Raw genomic sequence first — 11333 nt, forward strand, 5'->3', positions numbered from 1 at the left:
AACAGGAAAAATATGAACCTTGCGCAAATTCGCCCGAAGTCAGCCTAGAATCTCGGCAAGTGGACTGGGAGAACCCGGTCGGCGCCTGGCCTCGGTGAGTTCACCGGGGCCTTTCGCTTTCTGGCGGCGGATGGATCTTCAGGCCCCAGTTTTCGAAGCCCTCGCCCAGTTTTTCTCGGCCGCCGCTGCAGAAAAACTTGCGTCGCAGTAAGTCGAATGCGCGATTGGCCTGACCGGGACGCAGCACGCTCAAGCCGATCGGCCGAGCTACCAAGTCAGCCAGTTGCAGGCCGGACGAATTTACTTGCTTGCTGGCGAACACGATATCGAATGGCAGCGGAATTCCAAGCCGGTTCGCACCGTCACAGATTCGCCTGAATTCCAATTCCAGCTCACCGTCCTCCTTCTTGCCGCGACACTCCACGACTACATGCGTTGTGGCGCCATCCTGATTTTTCTCCTGCATCAGTTCATGCAGAGTTTCAAGACAAAAACCTAGCGCCAGGTGATAGGGGTTCTCCGGCAGGCCGCCACGACTGCGCAGCCGCTGCTTGTCGATCACGCAACTGATGAGGATGAAGTTGCTCTGCTCGATGATGTCCGTCAACTCATCCAGAAACTGGTGCTTGCTGGCTCTATTGGCAAATCGGAACGCACCGATTTCCTTGCGAATCTCGGTCTCATGCAGGACAACAAGGTCGTGGCCGAACTGCTTGAATTTGAACTTTTGCAGTGCCGGCGAGACTTTCTCGGCGTAGTGCCGCTTGTAGAACACGCAGAAGGCCAGCACGAACAGCGGATAGTTCGGGTCCAAGTTCTGCATGCCGTGGTCACCACTCTCATCCACGTAGACGACGAAGTTGCTGAACTTGCCCGCCGGAGGCATGGCTGCTGCTACTTCGGCCTGGGCTGTGCTCAGGGTATCGAACAGACCAAGCTGCGGGTCTGCAGCGTCAGTGCTCATGCTGGTTGGTTCAGTTCATCAGCCTAGCCTCAAACGTCGATATTCCCCGCCCGCAGCGCGTTCGTCTCGATGAAGTCCCGGCGCGGCTCCACTTCGTCGCCCATCAGCATCGTGAACACGCGGTCGGCTTCGATGGCGTCTTCGATCTGCACGCGCAGCAGGCGGCGGACGGTGGGATCCATCGTGGTTTCCCACAGCTGCTCGGGGTTCATCTCGCCCAGGCCCTTGTAGCGCTGGCGGCCGACGGAGTTCTCGGCCTGCTGCATCAGCCAGGACATGGCGCCGCGGAAGTCGGTGACCTTGGATTCCTTGGCCTTCTCGCCGTCGCCCTTGCGGACCATGGCGTCTTCGCCGATCAGGCCCTTGAAGGTGGCGCCGGCGTCGGCGAGCACTTCGTAGTCGGCGCCGTGGACGAAGTCAGCATTGATGACGCTGGAGCGCACGTTGCCGTGCTGGCGGCGGCTGATGCGCAGCAGCAGCTTGTCGGTGCGGGCGTCGTATTCGGCAGCGACCTCGGCCTGGTGCAGCGCGGCCTGCATGGCGGCGGCGGCGGCGTCGGCCGATTCCTTGGTGTCGAGGTTGATCGCCAGACCGCCAGCGAGCACGCGCAGCGCCTCGAAGTCCATCCAGTTGGCCAGGCGGGTGATGACGTTCTCGGCCAGCACGTACTTGCGCGCCAGCGCCTCGAAGGCTTCGCCGGAGAGTACGGGCCGTGCATCGCCGTTGGCGACGACGCCGGTGTGCAGGTGGGCGTCCTGCAGGGCGACCTTCAGCAGGAAGCTGTCGAGTTCGGTGCCGTCCTTCAGGTACTGCTCGTGCTTGCCGACCTTGACCTTGTAGAGCGGCGGCTGCGCGATGTAGATGTGGCCACGCTCGACCAGCTCGGGCATCTGGCGGTAGAAGAAGGTCAGCAGCAGGGTGCGGATGTGGGCGCCGTCCACGTCCGCGTCGGTCATGATGATGATGCGGTGGTAGCGCAGCTTGTCCGGGTTGAAGTCGTCGCCGCCGGCGCCGCGGCCGATGCCGGTGCCTAGCGCCGTGATCAGCGTCAGGATTTCGTTGCTGGTCAGCAGCTTCTCGTAGCGTGCCTTCTCGACGTTCAGGATCTTGCCGCGCAGCGGCAGGATGGCCTGGAACTTTCGGTCGCGGCCCTGCTTGGCGGAGCCGCCGGCGGAGTCACCCTCGACGATGTAGATCTCGCACAGCGAGGGGTCTTTTTCCTGGCAGTCGGCCAGCTTGCCGGGCAGGCCCAGGCCGTCGAGCACGCCCTTGCGGCGCGTCATTTCGCGGGCCTTGCGCGCGGCCTCGCGGGCGCGGGCGGCGTCGAGGATCTTGCCGCAGATGGTCTTGGCGTCGAGCGGGTTCTCGAGCAGGTAGTCGGTCAGCAGGCGGGAGACGATGTCTTCCACCGGCGCGCGCACTTCGCTGGACACGAGCTTGTCCTTGGTCTGCGAGCTGAACTTGGGCTCGGGCACCTTGACGCTGACCACGCAGGCGAGGCCTTCGCGCATGTCGTCGCCGGCCACTTCCACCTTGGCCTTCTTGGCCAGGTCGTTGTCGACGATGTACTTGTTCAGCACGCGGGTCATCGCGGCGCGCAGGCCGGTCAGGTGGGTGCCGCCGTCGCGCTGCGGGATGTTGTTGGTGAAGCAGAGGACGTTTTCGTTGAAGCCGTCGTTCCACTGCATCGCCACTTCGACGCCGACGTTCGTGCCCTGTTCCGAGATCTTGTCGCCCTGGGCGTGGAAGATGTTCGGATGCAGGACGCTCTTGCCCTTGTTGATGAACTCGACGAAGCCCTTCACGCCGCCGGCGTAGGCGAAGTTGTCTTCCTTGTTGTTGCGCTCGTCGATCAGGCGGATCTTGACGCCGTTGTTCAGGAAGCTGAGTTCACGCAGGCGCTTGGCCAGGATGTCGTAGTGGAAGTCGTTGTTCTGCTGGAAGATCTCGGTGTCCGGCAGGAAGTGGACTTCGGTGCCGCGCTTGTCGGTCTCGCCGACGATGCGCATCGGGCTGGTCTCGACGCCATCCACCGTCTCGATCAGGCGGTCTTGCGGCACGCCCTGCTTGAACTCGATCTGGTGGACCTTGCCATTCTGCCGCACGGTGAGGCGCAGGAACTTGGACAGGCCGTTGACGCAGGACACGCCCACGCCGTGCAGGCCGCCGGAGACCTTGTAGCTGTTCTGGTTGAACTTGCCGCCGGCGTGCAGCTCGGTCAGCGCGATTTCGGCGGCCGAGCGCTTGGGCTCGTGCTTGTCGTCCATCTTGACGCCGGTGGGGATGCCGCGGCCGTTGTCGATGACGGAGATCGAGTTGTCGGTGTGGATGGTGACGATGATGTCGTCGCAGTGGCCGGCCAGCGCCTCGTCGATCGAGTTGTCCACCACTTCGAAGACGAGGTGGTGCAGGCCCGTGCCGTCGGAGGTGTCGCCGATATACATGCCCGGGCGCTTGCGCACGGCCTCCAGGCCTTCCAGGATCTGGATGGAGCTGGCGTCGTAGGCGTTGCTGCCGGAGGCGGGGGTGTTCGGGGAATCGCTCATCGGGGACTTTCTCGCTAGGGCGGCACTACTTTTGCCGCCTCTTCAAAACACTGAAGCGGGCCGAAGCCCGCTGAATCTCGTCGTTAGGTGCGTCAGATCCGCATCGGCATCACCACGTACTTGAATCCCGTCTGTTCCGGGATCGTGATCAGCGCGCTGGCGCTGCTGTCGTTGAGGTCGATGGAGACCATGTCCTGGCTCATGTTCTGCAGCGCGTCCATCAGGTAGGTCACGTTGAAGCCGGTCTCGATGTGGTCGCCGCCGTAGTCGATCTCGATCTCTTCCTTCGCTTCCTCCTGCTCGGCATTGCTGGAGGCGATGGAGAGCAGGCCCGGCTCGAAGGACAGGCGCACGGCCTTGAACTTCTCGCTGGTCATGATCGCGGCGCGCTGCAGCGAGGACAGCAGCGTGGTGCGGCCCAGCGTCACGTTGAACTTGTGGCTCTTCGGGATCACGCGGTTGTAGTCGGGGAACTTGCCCTCGACCAGCTTGGTGACGAACTCCATGCCGCTGAAGCTGAACTTGGCCTGGTTGCCGGCGAAGCGCATCTCGATCGGCTGCTCTTCCTCGGCGTCGCCCTTGCCGTCCTTCAGCAGGCGCATCAGTTCCAGCACCGTCTTGCGCGGCAGGATCACCTCCTGCTTCGGGATCTCGGTTTCCAGCTCGGCCTGGGCCAGGGCCAGGCGGTGGCCGTCGGTGGCGACCAAGGTCAGGTTCTTGCCTTCGGCCACGAAGAGGATGCCGTTGAGGTAGTAGCGGATGTCGTGCACCGCCATCGCGAAGTGGACCTGGTTGATCAGGTTCTTCAGCGTCTTCTGCGGCACGCTGAAGGCGGGGCCGAAGTCGGCGGCTTCCTGCACCAGCGGGAAATCGTCGGCCGGCAGGGTCTGCAGCGTGAAGCGGCTCTTGCCGCCCTGCAGGGTCATCTTGCTGCCGTTGGCGGTCAGCGAGACGGTCTGGTCGGACGGCATCGAGCGCAGGATGTCGATCAGCTTGCGGGCGCCGACGGTGGTGGAGAAGTCGCCGGCGTCGCCGCCCAGTTCCGCGTTCGTGCGGACCTGGATCTCCAGATCGCTGGTCGTCAGCTCGAGCTGGCCGCCGGACTTGCGGATCAGCACGTTGGCCAGGATCGGCAGCGTATGTCGGCGCTCGACGATGCCGGCCACGGCCTGCAGCGCGCTCAGAACCTTGTCCTGGGTGGCTTTCAACACGATCATGCTTTGTCCTCTTTCCGCTGTGCTATCCGGCCCGTGCTCCATGCCGGGCAAACAGCGCATTTTCACCTAGATATCGGTGGGCATTTGCCCAGGGAAACGCTCAACCCTTGAGCGTCTGCTCCAGCACGTGCAGTTGCTGGTTCAACTCGGTGTTCTTCTGGCGCTCGCCGCCGATCTTGCGCACCGCGTGCAGCACGGTGGTGTGGTCGCGCCCGCCGAACAGCTCGCCGATCTCCGGCAGGCTCTTCTGCGTCATCTCCTTGGCCAGGTACATCGCGATCTGGCGCGGCCGGGCGATGCTGGCCGGTCGCTTCTTCGAGTACATGTCGGCGATCTTGATCTTGTAGAAATCAGCCACCGTCTTCTGGATGTTCTCCACCGACACCTGCCGGTTCTGGATCGACAGCAGGTCCTTCAGCGCCTCGCGCGCCAGCTGGATGTTGATTTCCTTGTGCGAGAAGCGGCTGTAGGCCAGCACCTTGCGCAGCGCGCCTTCCAGCTCGCGCACATTGGCGCGCACGTTCTTGGCGATAAAGAAGGCCACGTCCTCGGGCATCGGCGCGGCTTCGGCCTCCGCCTTCTTGATCAGGATCGCGACGCGCATCTCCAACTCGGGCGGCTCGATGGCGACCGTCAGGCCGGCGTCGAAACGCGACGTGAGCCGCTCGTCGATGTCCACCAGGCCTTTCGGATAGGTGTCCGAGGTCATGATGATGTGCGCCCGCTTGGCCAGCAGCGCCTCGAAGGCGTTGAAGAACTCCTCCTGCGTACGGTCCTTGCCGGCGAAGAACTGCACATCGTCGATCAGCAGCAGGTCCAGCGAGTGGTACTTGGCCTTCAGCTCGTCGAAGGTCTTGCGCTGGTAGTTCTTGACGACGTCGGAGATGAACTGCTCGGCGTGCAGGTAGAGCACGCGGGCGTCCGGCTTGTCCTTCAGCAGCGCATTGCCCACGGCGTGGATCAGGTGGGTCTTGCCCAGGCCCACGCCGCCGTAGATGAACAGCGGGTTGTACATCGCACCCGGCGCGCCGGCGACGTGCAGCGCGGCGGTGCGCGCCATCTGGTTGGCGCGGCCGGGGACGAGGTTGTCGAAGGTGAGGGCGGTGTTGATCCGGTGGCGGCTGGCGCTGGGCGGTGGGCCCAGCGGATGCTGCGGCGCGGCGCCCGTGGGGCTGGCGTGCGAGATCGCGAGCGCCGGGGCATCAAGCGTGGCGGCCGCACTGGCCGGGGCGGCTTGCGGTGCCTGAGCTGTCGGGGAAGGCTTGGCCACGACCGGGCGCAGGCCGTTGTGCAGCACCTGGCCCACGGCAATCGGCTGCGCGGCCGGCGCCGGGGCGCGGACGATCGCCTCGCGCGCGGCCAGGCCCAGGTCCAGGCGGGCCGGCATGCCTGCGAGTTCGCTCAGGATGGCCTCGATGCGGCCGGCGTACTGATTGCGGATCCAGTCGAGCTTGAAGCGGTTGGGCACGCGCAGCGAGACGATGATGCCGCCCGAGCCGTCCTCGCTGACCCCCTCGGCCACCGTCGCAGGCGGCAGCGGGCGGATCCAGGTGTTGAATTGTTGTTCGGGCAGCTCGGCAGCTAGGCGTTCACAGCCGCGCTGCCACAGATCAGCACCAATACTGTCTGTACCCACCATGTCTAGGCTCATTGTGGAAAACTTGTTCTAGAGCGGCCGGATTGTACGGGTCGAGGCGACCGCGGAAGCATGGTTATCCACAGATTTTTTGTACCGGTCAAGCTCAGGCAAACCCCGTCTCAAGCTGGCATGCGATTGACCGCCCCCGGAATCTCTGGTGTAATCGCGGGCTTTCCCGGAGACGCTGGGACGGGTAGTCATGCCCGCTCCAGGCGCCCAGAACACATCAGCTAGCGCGTAGGTCCTGCGTTCAGATCGATCCGATCTGGAGACCTGGCATCGATGCGATGGCGTGTTCGGGTGTTGCAGATTGGATGTGAAGTCCAGGATGCAGGGTCCGGGCGGTGCCTGAACGGTGCCAACGACTGCACACAACAGCAAGCAAACGAACGACGTTCCCCGAGCGTCCCGACTCCTGAGAGGTTTCCACCATGAAGCGCACCTACCAAGCATCGAAGACCCGCCGCGCCCGCACCCACGGCTTCCTGGTCCGCATGAAGACCCGCGGTGGCCGCGCCGTCATCAACGCCCGCCGCGCCAAGGGCCGCAAGCGCCTGGCCGTCTAAACCGGACATGATCGGCCGGATCGTGCGATCGGCCGACTTCGAACGCGTGCTGGGCAAGCCCAGCCGCGCGCGCAGCCCCCATTTCGCCGTGCACCATCTGGCTGCCTGCCCGAGTCAGCCGGCCAAGCCGCGTCAGCGCTTGTCCACAGATTCGGTTGAGTTGTCCACAGCTGATGTACAGGCAGTCCACATCGCTGTGGATGAAATCCTGCCCGAGGGCTGCTGGCTGGGTGCCGTCGTACCCAAGCGCCATGCCAAGCGGGCGGTGACGCGCAACCTGATGAAGCGCCAGATCCGCCAGGCCTTCAACCAGGCCTGCGCCGGTGGCGATGCGCAGCCGAGCCTGCCGCCCGGCCTGTGGGTGGTGCGCCTGCGTTCACCCTTCGATCGCAAGCTGTTCCCGAGTGCCTCGTCCGAGGCGCTGCAGACGGCGGTACGCGATGAACTGGCGCAACTGGTCCGGCGCGTGCTGCCGCGCGCAGCGGCTTCTGCCGCCGCCGGCTCATGAGCGGCGAGTTCCTGCTGTCCTTGCCCCGCCGCGGCCTGATCGGGCTGGTGCGGGGCTATCGCTATTTTCTGAGCCCCTGGCTCGGGCAGTCGTGCCGCTTCTACCCGACCTGCTCGGTCTACGCGATCGAAGCGCTGCAGCGCCATGGCGCTGCAGCCGGCACTTATCTGGCGGCGGCGCGCATCCTGCGCTGCAACCCGTACTGCCAGGGCGGCCACGACGCGGTGCCTGACAATGCGCCGGCCCTGTTCGGCCGTCTCGGCTTGGGCCGGTCCGCCGTTCCTTCTTCCCGAACCTCCAATCCAGAAGCCTCCTCATGACTGATATGCGCCGCACCGTGCTGTGGGTGGTGTTCCTCGCGTCCCTCTTCATGCTCTGGGACGGCTGGCAGAAGCACAACGGGCATCCGTCCTTCTTCGCGCCGCCGCCGCCCAAGGCCGTGACCAACACGGCGAACGGCACCGCGCCCGCATCGTCGGCACCGGCACCGGCTACGGCGGGCGCCGCGATGGCGGCCGCCACGGCCGCGTCCGCGCCGGCAGTCGGCGAAAAGGTGGTGGTCACGACCGACGTGCTGACGGTCACCTTCGACACGCTGGGCGGTGACGTCACCCGCGTCGAACTGCCCAAGTACAAGGCCGCGCACCTGGACCCGAGCCTGTTCGATCCGCTGCTGCAGGCCGTCGGCCTGCGCAAGAAGCCCGAGGGCGATCTCGGCTCGACGGTGCTGCTGGATGCGGCCCACGGCTACAAGGCCCAATCCGGCTTCGTCGGCACCGCCGGCGAGCAACTGCCGACGCACCTGACGCCGATGACGCTGGTCTCCACCGACCGCGCCCTGAAGGACGGCGCCGATGCGCTGACCGTGCGCCTGGAGTCCGCCCCGGTCGGCGGCATCAAGCTGGTGAAGACCTACACGCTCAAGCGCGGCAGCTACGTCATCGACATGAAGGACGAGATCGCCAACACCGGCGACAAGCCCGTCACGCCGCAGGCCTACGTCCAACTCGTCCGCGACGCCTCCGCCGCGCCCGGCGCGTCCGGCTACTACTCCACCTTCACCGGCCCGGCCGTCTACAACGGCAAATACCACAAGGTCGAGTTCAAGAAGCTCGACAAGGACGGCGGCGACATGGAGAAGCTGGACATCGACAAGTCGGCGCAAGCCGGCTGGGTCGCCATGGTCCAGCACTATTTCGCCAGTGCCTGGCTGCACAACGACGCCGGCGCCCGCGAGTTCTTCGTCAAGCCGCTGGCCGGCACCGCGCCGCAGCAGTACGCCGTCGGCATGGTCTTCACGATGCCGCCGCTGGCCGCCGGCGCGAGCACGACGCGCAGCGACCAGCTCTTCGTCGGCCCGCAGGAGGAGAACGACCTCGAGAAGATCGCCCCGGGCCTGGAACTGGTGAAGGACTACGGCATCTTCGCCGTCATCTCCAAGCCGCTGTTCTGGCTGCTCGACAACCTGCACAAGGCGATCGGCAACTGGGGCTGGGCCATCATCGCGCTCGTCGTGCTGCTGAAGATCGCCTTCTACTGGCTCAACGCCCGCGCCTACACCAGCATGGCCAAGATGAAGGCCATCAACCCGAAGGTGCAGGCCCTGCGCGAGCGGCTGAAGGACAAGCCGCAGGAAATGCAGCAGGAGATGATGAAGATCTACCGCGACGAGAAGGTCAACCCGATCGGCGGCTGCCTGCCCATCTTCGTCCAGATGCCCGTGTTCATCGGCCTGTACTGGGTGCTGCTGTCCAGCGTCGAGATGCGCGGCGCGCCCTGGCTGGGCTGGATCCATGACCTCTCGGTGCCGGATCCGTTCTTCATCCTGCCGATCCTGATGACCATCTCCAGCCTGTTCCAGGTTTGGCTGCAGCCCACGCCGCCGGATCCGACGCAAGCCAAGATGATGTGGTTCATGCCGCTGGCCTTCAGCTTCATGTTCTTCTCGTTCCCGGCCGGCTTGACGCTGTACTACGTCGTCAACAACGTGCTGACGATCGCGCAGCAGTGGATCATCAACAAGCGGCTCGGCGCGAACTAGCGGCCAAGCGGCAATAGTCCGCAATTCGACGGAAGCCCCCCGCAGACGGGGGCTTTTTTCTGGGCGCTCGCAGGACTTAAATCAGTACCCATGCGGGGCAGGGATCCGCAGCGGGAGAGGGAAGACTTGTTGACCAAGAAGACCAATTCGCTGCGCATACGGCGTGTCGCCAGGGCTCACGAGAGCGCCTGTCGCCGCCTCCCCCGCGCCATATGTATTGGGTAGACCAGGGGATACGGCGCCAAGGGCGCCTTGGGGATGATCAACGACGGGTTCGCGCCTGTCGTTGATCTCTTTTTTTAGCCAGGCGCCGTTCATAGAATGCGGGATGCTGTCCCGCCACCAAGACCCCATCGCGGCCATCGCCACGGCACCCGGACGCGGCGCCGTCGGCATCGTCCGCATTTCCGCGCGGCAAGACCTGACCCCCATTGTCGAGGCCATCTGCGCCAGGCCCTTGAGGCCGCGTGAGGCGACCTATCTCCCCTTCCTCGATGCACAGGGCGGCGCAATCGACCAGGGCCTGGCCCTGCTGTTCCCGGCGCCGCATTCCTACACCGGCGAGCACGTGCTGGAGCTGCAGGCCCACGGCGGTCCCGTCGTGCTGCAACTGCTGCTGGCCCGCTGCATCGAAGCCGGTGCCGCGCTTGGGATCCGCCTGGCCGAACCCGGCGAGTTCACGCAGCGCGCCTTCCTGAACGGCAAGCTCGACCTGGCCCAGGCCGAGGCGGTTAGCGACCTGATCGATGCCAGCACCGAAGCCGCGGCTCGCAGTGCGAGCCGCGCGCTGGCCGGCGCGCTGAGCCACGAGGTCGGCGAGCTGCGCGACGCGTTGATCAAGCTGCGCATGCTGGTCGAGGCGACGCTGGACTTTCCCGAGGAGGAGATCGATTTCCTCCAGCAGGCCGATGCACTCGGCCGGCTCCAGCGCCTGACAGCCCAGCTCGATGGCGTGCTTGACCGCACGCGGCAGGGCGCGCTGCTGCGTGAGGGCATCAAGGTCGTGTTGGCGGGCCAGCCGAACGTTGGCAAGAGTTCGCTGCTGAACGCGCTGGCCGGCGCGGAGCTGGCGATCGTGACGCCCATCCCCGGCACCACGCGCGACAAGGTCAGCCAGACGATCCAGATCGAAGGCGTGCCGCTGCACGTCAGCGACACGGCCGGCCTGCGCGAGACCGACGACGTGGTCGAGCGCATCGGGGTGGCGCGCAGCTGGGATGCGATCGCCGAGGCCGACGTGCTGCTGTTCCTGCACGACCTGACGCGGATCGGCGAGGCCGGCTACGAGGCCGAGGACCGCGCCATCGGCGAGCGCCTCGCCGCCGTGCCGCGCGAACGCATCATGCAGGTCTTCAACAAGGCCGACGTCGCTGGCGCGGCGCAGGCGCCGGAAGGCGCGCTGACGCTGTCCGCCAAGTCCGGCCAGGGCCTGGATCAGTTGCGCCGCCGCCTGCTCGAACAGGCCGGCTGGCACGCCACGCCGGAGGGCCTCTTCATCGCCCGCGAGCGCCATGTCCAGGCGCTGCGCCGCACCCGCGAACATCTGGCCATGGCCGGCGCAGTCGCTCGTCAGGAGCCTCCAGCGCTGGACCTGCTGGCCGAGGAACTGCGCCTCTCGCACGATGCCCTCGGCGAGATCACCGGCACCTTCTCCGCTGATGACTTGCTGGGGGAGATCTTCAGCAAGTTCTGTATCGGCAAGTGATGTCGGTGTCTTAGGCGACAGCCTCGATGACGACGCCATTCTCGGCAGCGGCGTCCCTGGCGGTCTCCAGCGCGGCATCGAAGTCGAAGGAGCGCACATCCTGCTCGATGCTGGCAAAGGCCGTCGCCCCGAAGACCTGCGTCAGCG

At 65.4% G+C, this 11333-nt stretch carries 9 protein-coding genes; 5 read left to right on the plus strand and 4 right to left on the minus strand.

The window, feature by feature from the left end; translation table 11 throughout:
* Positions 1 to 100: 100 nt before the first annotated feature.
* The 4 genes from SNE35_RS31000 to dnaA all read right to left on the minus strand — a co-directional run bounded on the left by SNE35_RS31000 (position 101) and on the right by dnaA (position 6366).
* Positions 101 to 964 (minus strand): DUF3800 domain-containing protein, encoded by an 864-nt coding sequence (locus tag SNE35_RS31000; RefSeq protein ID WP_320426937.1) that lies wholly within the window; start codon positions 962 to 964, stop codon positions 101 to 103.
* A gap of 29 nt (positions 965 to 993) precedes the next feature.
* Positions 994 to 3510: a DNA topoisomerase (ATP-hydrolyzing) subunit B gene (gene gyrB / locus SNE35_RS31005; RefSeq protein WP_320426938.1), complete on the minus strand. Its 2517-nt coding sequence runs from the start codon at positions 3508 to 3510 to the stop codon at positions 994 to 996.
* A 92-nt stretch (positions 3511 to 3602) separates the two neighbouring features.
* Entirely contained in the window at positions 3603 to 4727 is a 1125-nt protein-coding gene (dnaN, locus tag SNE35_RS31010) for a DNA polymerase III subunit beta (protein ID WP_320426939.1), read from the minus strand.
* A gap of 100 nt (positions 4728 to 4827) precedes the next feature.
* Complete coding sequence (gene dnaA, locus SNE35_RS31015; protein ID WP_320426940.1) at positions 4828 to 6366, minus strand: chromosomal replication initiator protein DnaA; 1539 nt, start codon at positions 6364 to 6366, stop codon at positions 4828 to 4830.
* Between the two features lie 431 nt (positions 6367 to 6797).
* Here dnaA and rpmH point away from each other — a divergent pair, with 431 nt between their 5' ends.
* From rpmH to mnmE, 5 genes are all read left to right on the plus strand, one after another.
* Complete coding sequence (gene rpmH, locus SNE35_RS31020; protein ID WP_047486751.1) at positions 6798 to 6932, plus strand: 50S ribosomal protein L34; 135 nt, start codon at positions 6798 to 6800, stop codon at positions 6930 to 6932.
* A gap of 7 nt (positions 6933 to 6939) precedes the next feature.
* On the plus strand, positions 6940 to 7440 hold the full coding sequence (locus SNE35_RS31025) for a ribonuclease P protein component (protein ID WP_320426941.1): 501 nt from the start codon (positions 6940 to 6942) through the stop codon (positions 7438 to 7440).
* Positions 7437 to 7760: a membrane protein insertion efficiency factor YidD gene (gene yidD, locus SNE35_RS31030; RefSeq protein WP_320426942.1), complete on the plus strand. Its 324-nt coding sequence runs from the start codon at positions 7437 to 7439 to the stop codon at positions 7758 to 7760. The genes SNE35_RS31025 and yidD overlap by 4 nt, the downstream gene beginning before the upstream one ends.
* Positions 7757 to 9481 (plus strand): membrane protein insertase YidC, encoded by a 1725-nt coding sequence (gene yidC, locus SNE35_RS31035; RefSeq protein ID WP_320426943.1) that lies wholly within the window; start codon positions 7757 to 7759, stop codon positions 9479 to 9481. Before yidD ends, yidC begins: the two co-directional genes overlap by 4 nt.
* 328 nt (positions 9482 to 9809) lie before the next feature.
* Positions 9810 to 11186: a tRNA uridine-5-carboxymethylaminomethyl(34) synthesis GTPase MnmE gene (gene mnmE / locus SNE35_RS31040; RefSeq protein ID WP_320426944.1), complete on the plus strand. Its 1377-nt coding sequence runs from the start codon at positions 9810 to 9812 to the stop codon at positions 11184 to 11186.
* Positions 11187 to 11333 lie beyond the last annotated feature (147 nt).

Origin of the sequence: Roseateles agri, assembly GCF_034043675.1 — a bacterium.
GTDB lineage: Bacteria > Pseudomonadota > Gammaproteobacteria > Burkholderiales > Burkholderiaceae_C > KK5.